Raw genomic sequence first — 18,080 nt, 5'->3', positions numbered from 1 at the left:
AGCTGCGCGAGCCGGTGACCTGGCCGGCCTCGGCCGCCCCGGCCGCGAGCCGGGTCGTCTACGCGGCCGCGCACGTCGTCGCCGACCCGCTCGGCGACAACACGCCGGGCTCCCCCGCCGCCGTCGACTGGGACGCCACGCTGCGCTTCCGCCGCCACCTGTGGTCGCACGGACTGCGGGTGGCCGACGCCATGGACACCGCCCAGCGCAACATGGGCCTGGACTGGGCGGCGACCAAGGAGCTGATCCGGCTCAGCGCCGAGGAGGCGCGCCCGTTCGGCGACCCGGCGGCGCTGGTGGCCTGCGGCGCGGGCACCGACCACGCGCCCGGCGCCGCCGACCTGCACACGATCACCGCCGCGTACGCCGAGCAGGTGGAGGCCGTCCAGGCGGCCGGGGCGGGCGTGATCGTCATGGCCTCCCGTCAGCTCGCCAAGGTCGCGGCCGGGCCCGCCGACTACCACCAGGTGTACGGCAAGGTCCTCGGCCTGGCCGACCGCCCGGTGATCCTGCACTGGCTGGGCGAGATGTTCGACCCGCAGCTCGCCGGCTACTGGGGCGCGTCCGACGTGGACGCCGCGACGGAGTCGTTCCTGGAGCTGGTCCACGCCCACGCCGCCATGGTGGACGGCGTCAAGGTGTCGCTGCTGGACGAGGAGCACGAGGTACGGCTGCGCGCCGCCCTTCCCGAGGGCGTCCGGCTCTACACCGGCGACGACTTCAACTACCCCTCCCTCATCAGGTCGGGCTCGCACGCGCTGCTCGGCATCTTCGACGCGATCGCCCCGGCCGCCGCCGCGGCCCTGCGCGAGCTGGACGCCGCCGAGGCAGCCAGTGGAGCAGCCAGTGGGGCAGCCGGCGGCGAGCAGGCGGCCCACCACCTGGCCCGCTACGACGAGATCCTGGCCCCCACGGTCGCCCTGTCGCGGAAGATCTTCGAGGCGCCGACGTACCACTACAAGACCGGCATCGTCTTCCTGGCCTGGCTCAACGGCCACCAGGACGCGTTCGCCATGGTGAACGGCGCCCAGTCGGCGCGCTCGCTGCGCCACCTGGCGGAGGTGTTCAGACTGGCCGACCGGGCCGGGCTGCTGGCCGACCCGGAGCTGGCCGTGCGCAGGATGACGGCGCTGCTGGCGGTGAACGGCCTGTGAGCCTGTCGCTGAACCAGTGGACGACCAGGCGCTGGTCGGTCGCCGAGGCCGTGGACGGCTGCGCGCGGCACGGCCTGGAGGCGATCGGGCTGTGGCGCGAGAAGGTGGCCGAGGAGGGGCTCGCGCGCAGCGCCAAGCTGGTGCGCGAGGCCGGGCTGCGGGTGTCCTCGCTGTGCCGGGGCGGCTTCCTCACGGCGGCCGGGCTGCCCGGCGAGGAGGGGCGGCGCGCGTTCGAGCGGGCGCTCGACGACAACCGGCGGGCCGTGGACGAGGCGGCCGAGCTGGCGGCCGCGTGCCTGGTGATGGTGGTCGGCGGGCTGCCGGGGGTGCGGCCGGGCGAGCCGCTGCCGCCCGGTTTCTCCAAGGACGTCGCCGGGGCGCGGGAGCGGGTCGCCGAGGCGCTGTCGGTGCTGGCGCCCTACGCCGGCGAGCGCGGCGTCAGGCTGGCGCTGGAACCGCTGCATCCGATCTACTGCCCCGACCGGGCGGTGCTGTCCACGCTGGGCCAGGCGCTCGACCTCAGCCTGCCCTACCCGGAGGAGCAGGTCGGGGTGGTGGTGGACACCTTCCACGTGTGGTGGGACCCCAGGCTGGCCGAGGACGTCGCGCGGGCCGGGCGGCGCATCGCGTCGTACCAGGTGTGCGACTACCTGCACCCGCTGCCCGCCGACGTGCTGCTCGGGCGGGGGATGATGGGCGACGGGGTGATCGACTTCGCGCCGATCACCCGGGCCGTGCTGGCCACCGGGTACGCGGGCGACATCGAGGTCGAGATCTTCAACGCCGACGTCTGGGCGGCCGACCCGGACGAGGTGCTGGCCACGATGAAGGCCCGCTACGCCGAGCTGGTGGTCTAGACGCGGCCGGGGTCGATCGTGCCGTCGAGGGTGAGGGCGGCTTCGAGCAGGAAGTAGTCGCCCCAGACCAGCTCGTGGGCGGTGGCCAGGCCCTTGCGCCGGTCGTAGCAGCCGTCCACCAGGCCGCCGTGCTCGTTGAGGTGGTCGCGGGCCAGCGCCTCCAGCGTGCGGGCGGCCTGCTCGCGGTACCCGTCCTTGGCCAGCGGCGCGAGCTTGGCCAGGGCGGCGGCGGCGATCGCGGTGGCCGAGGTGTCGCGGGGCGCGGCGGGAATGTCCGGGTCGTCGAAGTCCCAGTAGCAGACCAGGTCGGACGGGACGTGGGCCAGGTACCAGTCGGCGACCTCGGTGGCCGGGCCGATGAACTCGGCCGACAGGTGGGCGGCCTGGGCCAGGCCCAGCATGGCCCACGCCTGCGCGCGGGCCCAGGTGCTGCCGGGCGAGGAGCCGTTGACGGCGCCGGCCGAGGTCTGGGCGACCGAGCCGTCCCCCCGCACGCACATGGCGTAGCCGGTGCGGGCGTGGGACTCGGCCATCACCAGCAGCTCGCGGGCGCCGGTGCGTTCGCAGGCGAAGGCCAGCAGCGGGACCGTTCCGGGCAGGCCGTCCACGCAGGCGCCGGGGCGCGGCCAGCCATACTTGGCGACGTCCTCCTCCTGGGGCGGCAGCAGGCCGGCCAGCGGGTCGAAGCCGATGCTCAGCGACCGGGCGGCGGCCACGGCGGTCGTGGCGCCCGGCTCCTCGTCGCCGGCGAGCACGGCCGGGAGCGCGGCGCCGTACCAGAACAACATGCCGCGCAGCAGCGTGGGGGCGTCGGTGCGGGCGGCCAGCCGCTCGGCGACCTGACCGGCGGCGCGGGCGTAGCGGGGCTCGCCGGTGGCGACCGCGGCCAGGGACAGCAGGCCGCCCCAGAAGCCGCCGCACCAGTCTCCGTCCTCGGACCAGGTCCATTCGCCCGTCACGGGGTCGGCGTAGAGGGGGAAGCGCCCTTGAGACTGCGCGAGGGTCGTGCCGACCCTGCGCACCAGCTCTGCGACCAGCATGGAACCGCCTCATCCGGAAACGTGATGCCTCCTCCGGTTACCCGGGGCGGCACGGGCTTAACGGGACGCGTCCCAGACGATCAGGTAGCGCCGCAGCAACAACCGGCGGAACCGGCAGCCGGGCAACAGCCGCCTGGCGGCCCGCCCCACCTCTGCCCACGCCATGACGGGGGCCATGACGGGGGCCATGACGGGGACGGGCGGCCCGCTCTTGGGGCCGTGGCGGAGCTGGTGGACGCGGGTGACGACCTGCGCCGTGCCGCTGATGACCCAGTCGAGGAGCGAACGGTTCCTGGCATGCCCGACGACCACCAGCCGGCCGCCGGGCGCGAGCAGCCGCCGCAACGCCCCCACGGCCGCGCCGAACTCGGCGTGGTGCACGACGGCCACGGCGCTGACGAAGTCGTAGCCGGACTCCGGAAGCGCGGCCGGGTCGAGGTAGTCGGCCTCGGCGAAGGTGAGGCCGGGCCGGTCGCCGTGGCGGGATCTGGCCAGGGCGATCGCCTGCGCGGACCGGTCGACGCCGGTCACGTCGGGGACGCGGGCGGCGAGCTTGCCCGCCAGGAGGCCGTCGCCGCAGCCGACGTCGAGGGCGCGGGCCGAGCCGTGCGGGATCAGGCTCAGCACCAGCCGCTGGTAGTGCACGTTGTGATTCCAGTACGGATCGGGCACTCGATCACCATAGTGGCCTAAAGGGTCACCGTACCCGCCGCTCCGTCGACGGTGATCTCCTGGCCCGTGACGATGCGGCGGGTGGCGTCGCGGACGCCGACGACGGCGGGGATGCCGTACTCGCGGGCCACCACGGCGCCGTGCGACATGGCGCCGCCCATCTCCATCACCAGGCCGCCGGCCGTGAGGAACAGCGGGGTCCAGCCGGGGTCGGTCGAGGGGCAGACCAGGATCTCGCCCGGTTCGAGGTGGGCGCCGGTCGGGTCGAGCACCACCCTGGCCAGGCCGGTGACCGTGCCGGCCGAGGCCGCCGTGCCGGTCAGCGCGCCGTCGGGCACGGGTCCGGCCAGCGCCTCGGGCTCGGTGCCGTCGGACAGCATGATCCGGGGCACGTGCCTGCGGCGCGACTCCCGCTCGTACGCCGCCCGCCGTTCGCGTACCAGGTCGCGCAGGTCGCCGCCGGACAGGGCAGACCTGGCCTCCTCCATGCGCAGGAAGTACACGTCGGCGGCGTCGTCCAGGACGCCGGCTTCGGCGAGGTGCTCCCCGACCGCGCGCAGGCTGTGCCGGACGGCGGCGAGGGCCCTGACCGCGTGGTACTTGGGCAGTTCGCGCAGCCCCGCGTACGCCCGGGTGCGGCCGAGCGCGAAGCGCACCACGGGCGCCCGCCACCGGCCCCTGCGCGCGGCCAGCGCGGCGACCCGCTCGACCTCCTCCCGCGCCGCCCGCGCGCCCCTGGCGAACAGCGCGTCGGGGGCGAGGCCGGAACCCGCGTCCATGCGCAGGTAGTTGGCCAGTACGCCGAGGATGTGCGTGGGGTCGTCGGACCAGCGGGGCACGCCGACGTCGATCTCGGCCACGCCGCGGTGGCCGTACCTGCCGAGGAAGGCGGCGATCTCCTTCTGGGTCCGCGGCGGCAGCTCGCCGGCCCGGTAGCGGCGGGCCAGCTCGGCCGCGGGCACGTCGCCGAACGGCTCGGGCTCGACGCGGGTGGCCAGGTCCCACAGTTCGAGGTCCATCTCGGTGGTCGGGTTGTGCGGGACGCCGCGCAGGACGTCCTGCAGGTCGCCCACCCGCGTGCCGGAGAGCCGGGCGGCCAGGCCGAGCAGGGCGTAGCCGGTGATCACGATCGGCATGATCGAGACGATGGCCGGGAACGTCCCGCCGAGCAGGCGTTCGGCGTGGTCGAGGCGCTGGGCGGGGGTGGCGCCGGGCGGCGGTTCGAGCCGGCGGTCCAGTTCCTCGCCGACGCGGGCGGCGTGGCCGAGCGCCCTGGCCGGGCTCAGCAGCGCGTCGCGGACGCGCGCCGGCGCGTGCACCCGGCGCGCGAAGCGGCGCAGCCCGCGCAGGAACGGGCGGGGCGAGGTCTGCACCACCGACAGCCGCGGGTCGCCCGCCAGCTCCCGCACGACGGCCGCGGCCCGCGCCTCCCCCAGGGGCATCATGCGGGTCAGGACCGCCCGGCCCGTACGGCTGCGCAGCGGCGTGGTCAGGTCGATCCACAACCGCTGCCCCGCCTCGGACAGGAACGCCGGGCCGTCGAGCCGGTCGGCGGGCGCGTGCCCGAACAGGGTCGCCGCCCCCGAGGCGACCACGTTGAACGCCGACACCCCCATCGGCGTGAACGGCCCCATCACGCCCTGGGCCACGTTGAGCGACAGGTGCACGCGCCGGCCGGGCCCGGCCGGCCGGGGCAGCGGGTAGAGCGTGGTGATCGGCCTGGCCTGGGTGAGCCAGATCGTGCCGTCCTGGCCGATGGCCCACTCGGTGTCCTGGGGCGTGCCGTAGTGGTCCTCGACGCGCGCGCCGAGCTCGGCCAGGGCGAGCACCTGCGCGTCGGTCAGGCAAAGGCCCCCGGCGGCGGTCTCGACGCGTTCGACGCCGCCGCCGGGCAGCGGCCGGACGGCCAGCTTCGGCTCGCCCGCCCGCCGTTCCAGCACCTCGCCGCCCGAGACGACGAACCGGTCGGGATCGACGGCTCCGGAGACGACCGCCTCGCCGAGGCCGGGGGCGGCGTCGAGGACGGTCTCGCGCCGCCTGCCGGTCACCGGATCGGCGGTGAACATCACCCCGGCCACCCGCGCGTCCACCATCACCTGGACGACCACCGCGAGCCGGACGCCGTCGTGGCCGATGCCGTTGGACTCCCGGTAGGCCACGGCGCGGTCGCTCCACAACGAGGCCCAGCAGCGGCGCACGGCGTCGAGCACCGCCTCGGCGCCCACCACGTTGAGCAAGGTGTCCTGCTGGCCGGCGAAGCTGGCGAACGGCAGGTCCTCCGCCGTGGCCGAGGAGCGCACGGCCACCGGGACGTCCGCGCCGAGCCGCGCGTAGGACGTCACGATCGCCTCGCGCACGGGGGCGGGCATCTCGGCCCGGAGCAGGTGGCGCCTGGCCCGCCCGGCGAGCCCGGCGCCCGGCGTGAGGTCGAGCCCGGCGGCGACCTGCCGGTAGGCGTCGGTGGTGAGCGCCCAGCCGGGCGGGACGGGCAGGCCGGCGCGGGTCAGCTCGCCGAGGTTGGCGGCCTTTCCGCCCACTTCGGCGAGCATCGTGGCGTCGATCTCGGAGAAGTCGCGCGTGGTCCTCATGGAAGGCACCCCTTCTCCGGAGTCTGCCACAAATTCATCAACTGTTGAACAGCGGTGTCCCGTCCAGTTCCCAGGACGGGTCGAGCGGCACGCCGAGCAGGGCCAGGGCGGTCGGGCCGACGTCCACCAGGCGGGGCTCGGCCAGCGGGCGGCCGCCGAGGTCCGCGCCCAGCCGGTTCACGATCACGAACACCGTGCGCTCCTCGGCCGAGGTGCCGCCGTGGCCGCCCTCGTCCACGTGGCCGTGGTCGGTGGTGACCAGCACGGTCCAGCTCTCTCCCGGACGGGCGCGGACGGCGTCGAGCAGGCGGCCCAGGTAGGCGTCCTGGGCGTGCAGGGCGGCGGCGTACTCGGGGCAGTGGGGGCCGAGGGCGTGGGCCACCTCGTCGGTGTCGCCGAGATAGACGAAGGCCAGGTCGGGGCCGGCCTCGGCGAGGTGGCGCTCGGCGGCGTCGGCGATCTGCCGGTCGGCGGCGGTCCAGGTGAGGGCGTAGCCGTCGAGGACCATGCGGTGGTCGATGGCGGGGCCGAACGCGCCGTGCTCGCCGAGGGCGGCCCAGGAGAGGAAGGCGGCGGTCACGAGGTCGGGACGGGCATTCTTCGCACGACTCAAAAAGTCCGGAAATTTCGTGAACTGGGGGCTGGTGAAGCTGTTGTCCACGACGCCGTGTTTGTCGGGCCAGGCGCCCGTGGCGATGGACGACCAGCCGGGGCCCGAGTCCGTGCGCGACCTGATCACGCGGCCCGCCGCCGGCGGCTCCGGAGCCTTGGGCACGACCTCGCCGGGCGACTCCGTCCTGGGGGCCGCCGCCTCGCCGTACGGGAGCTTGCTGGTGCCGTACGCACCGGAGGCCATCAACGACGACAGGACCGGCGGGGCCAGGGCGACGAGCCGGTCGAAGCGCAGGCCGTCCATGCCGACCACGAGGACTTTGTTCTTGTTAAGGGGCATTCCCCTATCTAAGCGGTGAACCGCCGCACCCAGGCGACCGCGTCCGGCAGGATCTCCTCCACCGGCGCCACGTCCGGGTACCAGGTGCGCTCCCACTCCAGCGAGACCCATCCGGCGTACCCGGCCGCGCGCAGCAGGTCGCCGGCCTCCTCCAGCGGGACCGAGCCCGTCCCCATCGGGACCGGGGTGGTGTCCTCCGCCGAGACGGCGTCCTTGACCTGGACGTAGGCGAGCGAGGGGCCGAGTGCGGCGAGCGTGGCGGCCGGGGACTCGCCGTGCCGCCAGGGGTGCAGCAGGTCCCACAGCGCGCCGGTGGACCCCGGGCAGCCCGCCTCGGCCAGCAGCCCGGCCACGGCCGCGCCGGTGGGCATCCGGTCGTGCGTCTCGACCAGGACGCGTACGCCGAGGTCGGCGGCCGTACCGGCGACGGACCTCAGCCTGCGGGCGCCGACGGCCGGATCGTCGCCGCGCGGGAACACCCGCACGCCCGGCGCGCCCAGGTCGGCGGCCAGCCGCAGGTCGGCGAGGAGCGCGTCGGCGACCGGCTCGTCCGGTCCCGGCTCACAGATGCCGACATATCCGGCCAGGGCGGCGATCTCCAGCCCCGCCCGCTCCACCCGTTCCCGCACCCCGCGCCGCTCCTGCGCGGTGAGCCCGGCATGGACGCCGGTGTCCGGATGCAGCCGCAGCTCAAGCCCCTGGCAGCCGTGCGCGGCGGCGATCCCGGCCGCCCGCTCCAGCCCCTCCCCCGGCATCCCCAACGTGCTGACCGCCGACTTCACGCCATCACCCCGGCTTCCGCGCCCGTCACGCTCACCCCATCCTCCTGACGCTCTCCCGCAGCACGACCTCGCCCGCGACGTGCTCGACCACGGGGGCGGCGATGGCGTCGTCCCGGCCGAGCGCGAGCTCCAGGGCCCGCGCCCCCATGTCCGTCAGCGGCAGCCGTACGGTCGTCAGCGCGGGCACGTGGTCACGCAACGTGACGATGTCGTCGAACCCGGCCACCGAGACGTCCTCGGGCACCCGGATCCCGCGCTCCCGGCAGGCGGCCAGCGCCCCCACGGCCATCACGTCGTTGACCGCGAACACGCAGGTCGCCTGGCCGATCTCGGTCGCGGCCCGGTAGCCGCCGTCGCGGTCGAACGGCCCGTGGACCACGACGGGCTCGGGCAGCCCCAGCTCCCGCAGCGCCTCGGTGAACCCCTCGCACCGGTCGGCGGCGGTCACCAGGTGGGGCGGCCCGGCCAGCACGGCGAAGCGGGTGTGCCCCAGCCCGGCCAGCGCGCGGGCCAGGGCCGCGGCGCCGGCCCGGTTGGCGGGCGCGACGGTGTCCACGCCGAGCAGGTCCTGGCCGACGCACGCGGCCCGGCCGCCGCCCTCCCGGTACCGGGCCAGCTCCTCGCGCAGCCGCCCGGTCACGACGGGGTCGGCGACCCGCGAGCCGACCAGCAGCACGGCGCGCACGCGCTGGGCGTTCATGGTGGCGACGTAGGCGATCTCCTGCTCGGGATCGCGGTGGGTGGTGCCCACCATGACCAGCATGCCCTCGGTGGCGGCGGCCCGCATCGCGCCGTCGGCCAGCGCGGCGAAGTAGGGGTCGGTCAGGTCGTGGACGACGATGCCGATGACGTTGCTCGCGCCCCGGGCCAGCGTCTGGGCGGCGATGTTGGCGCGGTAGCCGAGCTCGTCGGCGGCCCGTTCGACGCGGGCCCGCAGGGTCGCGCCCACCTGGCGGGTGCTGCCGTTGAGCACCCGCGAGGCGGTGGCGAGGGAGACGCCCGCCTGTTTGGCGACGTCCTCAAGCGTGACCACGAGACCTCCCGGAAAGCGGTTTCCAAGTCTGCCAGACGACGACCTGGCTCCGCATCCTCGCACGCCCGCCCCCGGCGGCGGGACAACTCGCGGCCCCGCGCTCACCAGGACGGCGACGGGGTCCTCAGGCCCAGGGGAACAGGATGTCGAACAGGCCCTTCTTCTCGCTCGGCGAGGGGGCGGGCTGCTCCTGCTGCACGGGCGGCGCCTGCGTGGGAGGTGCGCTCTCCTGCCGCTCCGGCCGCCTGGTGGCGGGCGCCTCGGCCGAGTCCTCGGGGGTGCCGTCGGAGGTGTCGTTCATCTCGTCCCGCGGGCCGTGGGTGACCTTCTCGTCGGGCGTGGCCGTCGGACGGCTCTGGCGGGCGGGGGCGGTGGGCCGTACCGACGGCTCGCGGGTGGGGCGGGGGCGGCGGGCCACGGGGGTGGGGGTTACGGTCTCGGACACGGTCGGCTCGGCGGTGTCCGTATCCTCGGGCTCGGGCGCGGCCTCGGTCTCCTCCGGGAGCGCCGTCCGCGGCGGGGCGGTGACCTGGCTCGCCCCGGCGCAGGTCCCGACCCCGCACGGGTCGTCGGAGGAGGTGCCGGTGAGCAGCCAGCCCGCCCCGGCGCCGACCAGCACCACCGCGGCGGCCGCCAGCACCAGCACCCTGGTACGCCGGCGCACCTCGCGATCGCGCCCGGCGCCGCCCCGGCGGTCGTCGGCGTCGTCCGTCCAGCCGGAGCCGAGGAAGCCGCGCCTGGCCTCACCCGTGTCGTCGTCGCGCTCGGGCTTGTAGCCCTGGTCCAGCGGCAGGTAGGGCAGGTCGTCGTCGGCCGCGCGGTCGCCGACGGAGACGCCGGAGACGCCGGGCCCGTCCGCCCCGAGGACGGCGTGCGGCCCGCTCAGGCTCTCGTACGGCCCGGCCAGCGTCTCGTGCGGCCCGCTCAGTGCCTCGTGGGACCCGCCCGGCCCGTCCAGGACGTCGTGCGTGCCGCTCGGGCCGTCGAGCACGTCGTGCGGCGCGTCGGCCGGGGCCGCCGGCGTCGCCGGGGCTTCGACGGGCTGCGCGGCCTGGCCGGCCGGGAGGATGTAGGTCTCGTTGCCGGAGACCTGGATCGCGGGCTGCTCGTCGGTGTCCTCGGTGCTCCACCGGGGGGACAGCACGTCTCCGGTCAGCTCCGGGTTTAACGATTTGCCCTGCCCATCCTCGTACGGCCTGTCGTTCTCGTCGCGCGCCACGATGGAACCTCTCTAGCTTTGAATACGGACCGCGACCTTTCTTAACAGACTTGTCCGGAAATTTCACATGTTTCACTAAAGTTACTCTGCGTCACATTCGCCCCAGCCAGCGGGCGAGCGCGGCCTCCAGCGGGTACCCCCGCGCCCCCGACGTCCAGGCCGTATACCCGTCGGGCCGGACGAGCAGCGCCTCGGCGTCGTGCTCCGCGCTGCCGCGCACGATCTCCAGCCGGTCCGCCCACGGAGCGGCCGCCGCCACCAGGTCGTCGCGGCCGCCGAGGTCCAGCAACAGCGCCCGGCCGCCGCGCAGCAGCTCCGCGGTGCGCACCACGCCGTCGGCCGTCTTGACCGGCAGGTCGGGCGCCATCCGCCCGGCCCCCGGCACGCCCACGTCGTAGGCGGTGTCCACCCCGCTGATCATCCCGCTCAGGTACTCGTTGACCTGGTCGAACCGCATCAGCTCGGCGAACAGCTCGCGCAGCGGGTCGACGGCCGGGTCGGGATGGGCCAGCACGCTCTGGGCCCGTACGTTCCACAACACCCGCGCGCCGACCGGATGCCGCTCCGCGTGGTAGCTGTCCAGCAGCCCGGCGGGGGCCTCGCCGCGCACCTCGGCGGCCAGCTTCCAGCCCAGGTTGAAGGCGTCCCCCAGGCCGGTGTTCAGCCCCTGGCCGCCCCACGGGAAGTGCACGTGCGCCGCGTCCCCGGCCAGCAGGACGCGGCCCGCGCGGTAGGTCTCGGCCTGCAGGGCGGCGTCGCCGTACCGGGACAGGTTGCGCGCGCCGGCCATCGGGACCGGCACGCCGAGGATGTGCTCGGCCGCCTCCTGGAGCTCCTCCACCGCGACGGGGGCCTCGCGGTCGGCGTGCGGGGCGCGGAAGTCGTAGGTGGTGACGCGGCTGTGCCCGGCGGGGTCGAGCCAGACGATGACCCAGCCGCGCGGCGTACGCGTGTAGCCCGGCGGCACCGTGTACGGGTCGAGCAGCCGTACGTCGCCCATGAGCGCGGCGACGCGGGCCCCGGTGCCGGTGAACGGGATGCCGGCGGCCTTGCGCACCACGCTGCGCGCGCCGTCGGCGCCGACGACGTACCGGGCGGTCAGCTCGTGGCCGTTCACGGTGAGCGCGACGTGGTCGTCCCGCTGCTCCAGGCCGGTGACCTCCTGGCCGCGCCTGATCTCCGCGCCGAGGGCCGCCGCGCGGCGGGCGAACACCTGCTCGGCCCACGCCTGCGGGCTGCCCACGATGCTCGGACCGCCGTCCGTGACCGCTCCGAGGTCCAGCCCGAACATGCCGGAGAAGTGGAAGCTCACGCTCCCGTACGTGGACCGCCCCACGGCCTCCAGCAGCCCGCGCCGGTCGAGGCTCCGGGCCGTGCCCGCGTGCAGCGTCCCGGCCTTGGACTGGCCGGTCGGCACGGCGAGCCGTTCGAGCACCAGCGGCCGCACCCCCTGCAGGCCCAGCTCGGCGGCGAGCAACATGCCCACGGGCCCGCCACCCACCACGGCGACATCGAACACAGCACCCTCCTCGAAACCGGATGAGTACGTAATCCTCGTACATACGAACAATGTCCGTCAAATCATCGTTCGTGTTATCCGTACAATGGCGGCATGCTGCACCCGTCGCGTGACCAGATCCAGTTGGTGGACGTGCTCGCCGCGCTCGGCCATCCCGTCCGCGCCAAGATCGTGCGCGCGCTGGCCTCGGGGGACGAGCTGTTCTGCGGCGAGGTCGTGGCCGACGTGCCGAAGTCGACGCTGACCGCCCACTGGCGGGTGCTGCGCGAGGCCGGCGTCATCTGCCAGCGCCCGGAGGGCCGCAAGTTGTTCATCCGGCTGCGCCGCGACGACCTCGACGCCCGTTTCCCCGGCCTGGTCGACCTGCTGCTGTCCGAGGACCTCTGATCACCCGTCGCCCGGGTCACATGCAGGGGTTCGTGGTGGAGTCGACCACCTTGTCCTTGAGCGAGCCGGGGATCGCCGACACCACCCGCACACCCGGCCAGTCGGCCCCGATGACGAGCTGCACGATCGGCCCGTCGGGCAGCGGGGTGACCTTGGTCGCGTACGGCTTCGGGTTCACCGGCGCGACCTTGCCCGCCACCGGCGTGCGCTTGTCCTTCGACAGCCGGGCGGCCACCGCGTCCCCGTAGGCGGCGCCGTTGTCGGCGTCCTTCTTCGCGTACCGGATGGACGTGGTGGCCACCGGCGCGGCGTTGCCGACCTGGACGACGGCGAACCCCTGGTCGGCCAGCTCGTCGGCCACCTGGCCGGCCTTGCCGAACTCCGCGGTGCCGTTGAGCACCTGGACGCGCACCCGCCCGTTCTCGACCTTCGGCTTGGCGGCGGACGAGGGCGGGGTCACCTCGGTGTCGGAGCGCACGGCCTCGAAGAAGTTGCGCGCGTCCGGCTGCTTGAGCTGCACCCGGTTCTTGTCGGCCGGGTACGCCTCCACCGGCACGGTGATGCCCTTGAGCTCCTTGGCGGTCAGCCCCTTGACGCTGCCCGCGATCTCCAGCATCCGCGGCAGCGTGAGCTTGTCGTCCACGGTGACGGCCTTGACCCCGGCCCTGAGGAACGCGTCGGCCTTGATGGGGTCGGTGAGCAGCCCGCCGTCGGTGATCTTGTCCAGCACCTTGGTGAGGAAGACCTGCTGGCGCTGGATGCGGTCGAGGTCGCTGCCATTGCCGAGGGCGTAGCGGGTGCGCACGTACCCGAGGGCCTGCTCGCCCTTGACGATGTGCTTGCCGGCGCTGAGCACGAGCTTGGCCTTGGGGTCGTTGACCGCCTTGGGCAGGCAGATCTCGATGCCGCCGAGGGCGTCGACGATGCCCTTGAAACCGGTGAAGTCCACCTTCACGATGTGGTTGATCTTGATGTTGGTGAGCGACTCGAGCGTGCGGACCGTGCAGTTGATGCCGCCGTCGTTGAAGGCGGAGTTGATCTGGCGCAGTCCTCCGGCCAGCGTCGCGCCGGCGCCGCTCCGGCACGGCGGGATCATGACCATGGTGTCCCGGGGGAAGCTGATCATGGTGGCCTTGTCCCGGTCGGGGGAGATGTGCAGCATCATGATCGTGTCGGTGCGCTCGCCGAGGCCCTGCGACTTCGCGCCGTACTTCTTGTTGTCGCCATCGCGCGAGTCCGAGCCGACGAGCAGCACGTTCAGCGCGCCGGTCTCGGGCGGCCGCGACGGCCCGGCGTCCACGGGAACGCGCGGGATCCCGTTGTCGATGCTGCGGTAGTACGCGTACCCGCCCAGCGTGACGGCGACCAGCACGAACGTCAGCGCCATGCTCACCCACGCCAGCGGCGTGATCCGCCGCCCGCGCCCCGCGGGGCGGTCCAGGCGACGGTCGGGGCGGTCGTCGGGGCGGCCATCAGGACGGTGGTCGGGGCGATGCTGCGGCCGTTCCGGCGCTCTCCGGCCCTCGCTCACGCGCCCTCCTCTACGCGCGCCCCGCACAGGACGCACCCCCGCGCGCCCCTCGCAGAGCGCGGCCCCCTCTGGTGTGACGCGCAGCATACTGACAATCCGCCATTTATACGGCGTGTCGCTGATTTCACCCGATGGCGGACTTGGGAGGACGCGTCCGACGAGGGCTCCATGCAAAGCGCGCGAATCCGCGGCGTCACTACGGTCCGTGACGCCATCATGACGTCCATGCTTCTGACCGAGATGGCGCCCCCTCCAGGCGCCGAGGCGCTGGCCGGGCTGCGCACCGCCGCCCGGACCGCCCGCCGGGCCGTCTTCGTCGCGCTCACCGGCTCGATCGCGCTGCTGGCCACGTCCCAGGTGCTGGCCGACCGCGCGCCGACCAGAGAGCAGACGTTACCGCTCGCGGTGCTCTCGCTGGCGGTGTTCGCGATCGCGCTGCCCGTCCTGGCGGTCACCCAGCTGGTGTGGGGCGCGCGGGCGCGCCTGGTGCGCCGCCGCGAGCGCGAGCTGTTCGCCGTGCCGCCCTCGGCCCGGCGGCGTCCGCTGAGCCGGCTCGGCGTCGCGTCCGGCTGGGCCGTGCTGCTGCTGCTCGGCGGCACCTCTCCCGGCCAGTTCAGGGCGGCCGCCCGGTACGCCTTCGCCGACGCCCTGAGCTGGGCCGTCGAGGCCGCCATGGTGATCGGCCTGGCCGCGGGCGTGTCGTTCCTCGTCTGGTGGGCACGGGACGCCCTGGGGATAGTGGCGCGCGCCGGTCGTCCGGGAGGATCACCTGGCGATCCGTGGGATCCCGGCCGGGGCGCGCGTCCACGAGGGGGCGCGGCGCTCTGGACGGGCGCGGCCGTGGCGGTCGCCGCCCTGCTCGGAGCCCGCGCCCATCTCTGGGAACCGCCCATGCCGATCGTTTACGCGCTGCTGACCGCCGCCCTCGTCTGCGGGGTGGTTACCGACGAGTAGCATAGGCGCGGAACCCCATCCAAGAACGAGGAGCGAATCCGTGCCTTCCTCTCGTGACGTCGTGTTCGTCGACGGCGTACGCACGCCTTTCGGCAGGTCAGGGCCGAAGGGACTGTACGCGGAGACCCGCGCCGACGACATGGTCGTCCGCGTCATCCGCGAGCTCGTCCGGCGCAACCCCGGGCTGCCTCCCGAGCGCGTGGACGAGGTGGCCATCGCCGCGACGACCCAGATCGGCGACCAGGGCCTGACCATCGGCCGCTCGGCGGCGGTGCTGGCCGGTCTGCCCAAGAGCGTGCCCGGCTACGCGATCGACCGCATGTGCGCGGGCGCGATGACCGCGGTCACCACGGTCGCCGGCGGCATCGCCTTCGGGGCGTACGACGTGGCCATCGCCGGCGGCGTCGAGCACATGGGCCGCCACCCCATGGGCGAGGGCGTGGACCCCAACCCGCGGTTCCTGTCGGAGAAGCTGGTCGACCCGAGCGCGCTGGTCATGGGCATGACCGCCGAGAACCTGCACGACCGCTACCCGTCGATCTCCAAGGAGCGCGCCGACGCCTACGCGGTGCTCTCGCAGGAGAAGGCGGCCAAGGCGTACGCCGACGGCAAGATCCAGCCCGACCTCGTGCCCACCGCGATCAGGACGGCCGAGAAGGGCTGGGGCCTGGCCGCCGAGGACGAGGCGCCGCGCCCCGGCACCACGATGGAGGCGCTGGGCGCGCTCAAGACGCCCTTCCGCCCGCACGGCAACGTCACCGCGGGCAACTCCTCCGGCATCAACGACGGCGCCACCGGCTGCATCATGGCCGCCCGCGAGGTCGCCGGCGAGCTGGGCCTGACGCCGAAGATGCGCCTGGTCTCCTACGCCTTCGCGGGCGTGGACCCCGAGGTGATGGGCGTGGGCCCGATCCCGTCCACCGAGCGGGCGCTGCGGCTGGCCGGGCTGTCCATCGGCGACATCGGCCTGTTCGAGGTCAACGAGGCGTTCGCCGTCCAGGTGCTGGCCTTCCTGGAGCACTTCGGCATCGCCGACGACGACCAGCGCGTCAACCCCTACGGCGGCGCGATCGCCTTCGGCCACCCGCTGGCCTCCTCGGGCGTGCGGCTCATGACGCAGCTCGCCCGCCAGTTCGGCGAGCGGCCCGACGTGCGGTACGGCATCACCACCATGTGCGTCGGCATGGGCATGGGCGGCACTGTGATCTGGGAGAACCTGGCATGAGCGACATCGAGACCTGGCGCGCGCTGCTGAGCGGGCGCAACACCGACGAGGTCGTCACCAAGGCCCTCGTGCGCGACGTGCCGCTGCCCGGCGGCGCCGGCACGATGGCCCTGATCACCCTGGACAACGGCTTCGACCACACCAAGCCCAACACCTTCGGCCCGCACGGCCTGTTCGCGCTGGACGAGGCCCTGTCGCGGATCTCCGCGCGCACCGACCTGGCCGCGGTGGGCGTCACGGGCAAGCCGTTCATCTTCGCCGTCGGCGCCGACCTCAAGGGCGCGGCCGCCGTGGCCTCCCGCGCGGAGGCCGAGGCCATCGGCGCGCTGGGCCACCACGTCTTCCGCAGGCTGGGCGAGCTGCCGATCCCGACGTTCGCGTTCGTGAACGGCGCGGCCATGGGCGGCGGCCTGGAGATCGCGCTGCACTGCGCGTACCGGACGATCTCCTCCGGCGTGCCCGCGGTGGCGCTGCCCGAGTGCTTCCTCGGCCTGGTGCCCGGCTGGGGCGGCACGCAGCTCCTCCCCCGCCTGATCGGCCCGGCGAACGCGATCAAGCTGATCATCGAGAACCCACTGTCGCAGAACCGCATGATCAAGGGCGCGGACGCCTACAAGCTGGGCGTCGCGGACGCGATGTTCGAGCCGGCCGACTTCCTGGAGGAGTCGCTGCGCTGGGCGGCCCGCGTGGTCAAGGGCGAGGTCGCCGTCGAGCGGCAGGAGCACGACGGCTGGGACAAGGCCGTCGCCGACGCGCGCTTCCTGGTGGACATGAAGCTGCGCGGCGCCTCCCCCGCCCCCTACCGGGCGCTCGACCTGATCGCGCTGGCCGCGACCGCCTCGCGCGACGAGGGCTTCGCCGCCGAGACGCAGGCGCTGGCCGACCTGCTGATGGGCGACGAGCTGCGGGCCGGGCTCTACTCCTTCGACCTGGTCCAGCGCCGGGCCAAGCGTCCCGCCGGCGCGCCGGACAGGTCGCTGGCCCGCAAGGTCACCAAGGTCGGCGTCGTGGGCGCCGGGCTGATGGCCTCGCAGATGGCGCTGCTGTTCGCCCGCCGCCTGGAGGTCCCGGTCGTGCTGACCGACCTCGACCAGTCCCGCCTGGACAAGGGCGTGGGGTACGTGCACGCCGAGGTCGACAAGCTGCTGGGCAAGGGCCGCGTCTCGGCCGACCAGGCCAACCGGCTCAAGTCCCTGGTCACCGGCTCCCTGACCAAGGACGCCTTCGCCGACGCCGACTTCGTCATCGAGGCCGTCTTCGAGGACATGGCGGTCAAGAAGCAGGTGTTCGCCGAGGTCGAGGCCGTGGTCTCGGCCGAGTGCGTGCTCGCCACCAACACCTCCTCGCTCTCGCTCACCGAGATGGGCGCCGGGCTGGCACACCCCGAGCGGCTGGTCGGGTTCCACTTCTTCAACCCGGTCGCCGTGATGCCGCTGCTGGAGATCATCAGGGGCGCCTCGACCGACGACGCCACGCTGGCCACGGCGTTCGCGGTGGGCAAGTCGCTGCGGAAGTCGTCCGTGCTGGTGAAGGACGCACCGGCGTTCGTGGTCAACCGGCTGCTGACCTGCTTCATGGGCGAGGTCGTGGCCGCCGTGGACGAGGGCACGCCGCTGGAGGTCGCCGAGCACGCGCTCGACGGGCTCGGGCTGCCGATGACGCCGTTCGCGCTGCTGCAGCTCGTCGGCCCGGCCGTCGGCCTGCACGTCGCCGAGACGCTGCACGCGGCCTTCCCCGAGCGGTTCGGCGTCTCGGAGAACATGGCCAAGCTGGTCGCCTCGGGCAAGCCCGGCGTCTACCGTCCGGACTTCTCGCTCGACCCGGAGGCGGTGGCCCTGTTCGCCGGCGGCACGTCGCCGTCCACGGCCGAGCAGGTCCGTGAGCGCGTGCTCGGGGCGCTGTCCCGGGAGATCCGGATCATGCTGGACGAGGGCGTCGTCGCCGGGCCGCAGGACATCGACCTGTGCATGATCCTGGGCGCCGGCTGGCCGTTCCATCTGGGTGGCATCACGCCTTATCTGGACAGGTCGGGGATCGCCCAGCCCCGGTTCCTTCCGCCCGGTGCGGCCTCGCTGCCCGCGTGATTTTACGGAGGCCCGCCCGGCGGGTCTCCGTACGTCATGGCCGCCTTCGCCGTAGCGTACTGTGCCGTCCTACGAACGGAGAG

The 18,080-nt window shown here is 74.1% G+C and carries 15 protein-coding genes; 6 read left to right on the top strand and 9 right to left on the bottom strand.

Features of this window, described 5'->3' with window-relative positions; genetic code table 11:
• The first annotated feature begins 2 nt into the window (after nucleotides 1–2).
• Together ABZ444_RS03750 and ABZ444_RS03745 are read left to right on the top strand one after the other, a co-directional pair.
• Nucleotides 3–1,154, top strand: coding sequence for a DUF993 family protein (locus tag ABZ444_RS03750; RefSeq protein ID WP_357992793.1), 1,152 nt, complete (start codon nucleotides 3–5; stop codon nucleotides 1,152–1,154).
• On the top strand, nucleotides 1,151–2,011 hold the full coding sequence (locus ABZ444_RS03745; RefSeq protein ID WP_357992186.1) for a sugar phosphate isomerase/epimerase family protein: 861 nt from the start codon (nucleotides 1,151–1,153) through the stop codon (nucleotides 2,009–2,011). Before ABZ444_RS03750 ends, ABZ444_RS03745 begins: the two co-directional genes overlap by 4 nt.
• On the opposite strand, the gene ABZ444_RS03740 is transcribed toward ABZ444_RS03745, so the two are convergent.
• The 8 genes from ABZ444_RS03740 to ABZ444_RS03705 all read right to left on the bottom strand — a co-directional run bounded on the left by ABZ444_RS03740 (nucleotide 2,008) and on the right by ABZ444_RS03705 (nucleotide 11,816).
• A complete protein-coding gene (locus tag ABZ444_RS03740; RefSeq protein ID WP_357992183.1) occupies nucleotides 2,008–3,051 on the bottom strand; it encodes a glycoside hydrolase family 88 protein in 1,044 nt (347 codons plus the stop codon). The two genes, ABZ444_RS03745 and ABZ444_RS03740, sit on opposite strands and share 4 nt — an antisense overlap.
• 57 nt (nucleotides 3,052–3,108) lie before the next feature.
• Nucleotides 3,109–3,723 (bottom strand): class I SAM-dependent methyltransferase, encoded by a 615-nt coding sequence (locus ABZ444_RS03735; protein WP_357992180.1) that lies wholly within the window; start codon nucleotides 3,721–3,723, stop codon nucleotides 3,109–3,111.
• A 17-nt stretch (nucleotides 3,724–3,740) separates the two neighbouring features.
• Nucleotides 3,741–6,311, bottom strand: a complete 2,571-nt coding sequence (locus ABZ444_RS03730; protein ID WP_357992177.1) for a PEP/pyruvate-binding domain-containing protein — start codon at nucleotides 6,309–6,311, stop codon at nucleotides 3,741–3,743.
• Between the two features lie 37 nt (nucleotides 6,312–6,348).
• A complete protein-coding gene (locus ABZ444_RS03725) occupies nucleotides 6,349–7,263 on the bottom strand; it encodes an alkaline phosphatase family protein (protein ID WP_357992174.1) in 915 nt (304 codons plus the stop codon).
• Nucleotides 7,264–7,271: 8 nt separating this feature from the next.
• Nucleotides 7,272–8,045: a TIM barrel protein gene (locus tag ABZ444_RS03720; protein ID WP_357992171.1), complete on the bottom strand. Its 774-nt coding sequence runs from the start codon at nucleotides 8,043–8,045 to the stop codon at nucleotides 7,272–7,274.
• Between the two features lie 31 nt (nucleotides 8,046–8,076).
• The gene (locus ABZ444_RS03715; protein WP_357992168.1) at nucleotides 8,077–9,078 is read right to left on the bottom strand and encodes a LacI family DNA-binding transcriptional regulator; all 1,002 of its coding nucleotides are present in this window, start codon (nucleotides 9,076–9,078) and stop codon (nucleotides 8,077–8,079) included.
• Between the two features lie 124 nt (nucleotides 9,079–9,202).
• Nucleotides 9,203–10,297 (bottom strand): hypothetical protein, encoded by a 1,095-nt coding sequence (locus ABZ444_RS03710; RefSeq protein WP_357992165.1) that lies wholly within the window; start codon nucleotides 10,295–10,297, stop codon nucleotides 9,203–9,205.
• A 91-nt stretch (nucleotides 10,298–10,388) separates the two neighbouring features.
• Nucleotides 10,389–11,816 carry an FAD-dependent monooxygenase gene (locus ABZ444_RS03705; RefSeq protein WP_357992162.1) on the bottom strand — a complete coding sequence of 476 codons (1,428 nt, stop codon included), beginning with the start codon at nucleotides 11,814–11,816 and terminating at the stop codon, nucleotides 10,389–10,391.
• A 93-nt stretch (nucleotides 11,817–11,909) separates the two neighbouring features.
• Here ABZ444_RS03705 and ABZ444_RS03700 point away from each other — a divergent pair, with 93 nt between their 5' ends.
• Entirely contained in the window at nucleotides 11,910–12,203 is a 294-nt protein-coding gene (locus tag ABZ444_RS03700) for a helix-turn-helix domain-containing protein (RefSeq protein ID WP_357965003.1), read from the top strand.
• Between the two features lie 16 nt (nucleotides 12,204–12,219).
• Here the strand turns inward: ABZ444_RS03700 and ABZ444_RS03695 are convergent, their stop codons facing one another.
• On the bottom strand, nucleotides 12,220–13,734 hold the full coding sequence (locus tag ABZ444_RS03695; protein WP_357992159.1) for an LCP family protein: 1,515 nt from the start codon (nucleotides 13,732–13,734) through the stop codon (nucleotides 12,220–12,222).
• A gap of 225 nt (nucleotides 13,735–13,959) precedes the next feature.
• Here ABZ444_RS03695 and ABZ444_RS03690 point away from each other — a divergent pair, with 225 nt between their 5' ends.
• The 3 genes from ABZ444_RS03690 to ABZ444_RS03680 are packed head-to-tail and all read left to right on the top strand — an operon-like array spanning nucleotide 13,960 to nucleotide 17,997.
• The gene (locus ABZ444_RS03690) at nucleotides 13,960–14,688 is read left to right on the top strand and encodes a hypothetical protein (RefSeq protein WP_357992156.1); all 729 of its coding nucleotides are present in this window, start codon (nucleotides 13,960–13,962) and stop codon (nucleotides 14,686–14,688) included.
• A 40-nt stretch (nucleotides 14,689–14,728) separates the two neighbouring features.
• Nucleotides 14,729–15,913, top strand: coding sequence for a thiolase family protein (locus tag ABZ444_RS03685; RefSeq protein ID WP_357992153.1), 1,185 nt, complete (start codon nucleotides 14,729–14,731; stop codon nucleotides 15,911–15,913).
• Complete coding sequence (locus ABZ444_RS03680) at nucleotides 15,910–17,997, top strand: 3-hydroxyacyl-CoA dehydrogenase NAD-binding domain-containing protein (protein ID WP_357992149.1); 2,088 nt, start codon at nucleotides 15,910–15,912, stop codon at nucleotides 17,995–17,997. Before ABZ444_RS03685 ends, ABZ444_RS03680 begins: the two co-directional genes overlap by 4 nt.
• Nucleotides 17,998–18,080 lie beyond the last annotated feature (83 nt).

Source organism: Nonomuraea sp. NPDC005730 (assembly GCF_040630865.1).
Taxonomy (GTDB): domain Bacteria; phylum Actinomycetota; class Actinomycetes; order Streptosporangiales; family Streptosporangiaceae; genus Nonomuraea.
Note: the sequence above shows the minus strand (reverse complement) of the source record. Positions and strands in the feature narration are given on the sequence as shown.

Bases quoted from the DNA above. Each gene is read 5' to 3' on its own strand.
- ABZ444_RS03730 (WP_357992177.1), bottom strand. From the start codon at position 6,311: ATGAGGACCACGCGCGACTTCTCCGAGATCGACGCCACGATGCTCGCC.
- ABZ444_RS03740 (WP_357992183.1), bottom strand. From the start codon at position 3,051: ATGCTGGTCGCAGAGCTGGTGCGCAGGGTCGGCACGACCCTCGCGCAG.
- ABZ444_RS03690 (WP_357992156.1), top strand. From the start codon at position 13,960: ATGCTTCTGACCGAGATGGCGCCCCCTCCAGGCGCCGAGGCGCTGGCC.
- ABZ444_RS03680 (WP_357992149.1), top strand. From the start codon at position 15,910: ATGAGCGACATCGAGACCTGGCGCGCGCTGCTGAGCGGGCGCAACACC.
- ABZ444_RS03700 (WP_357965003.1), top strand. From the start codon at position 11,910: ATGCTGCACCCGTCGCGTGACCAGATCCAGTTGGTGGACGTGCTCGCC.
- ABZ444_RS03725 (WP_357992174.1), bottom strand. From the start codon at position 7,263: ATGCCCCTTAACAAGAACAAAGTCCTCGTGGTCGGCATGGACGGCCTG.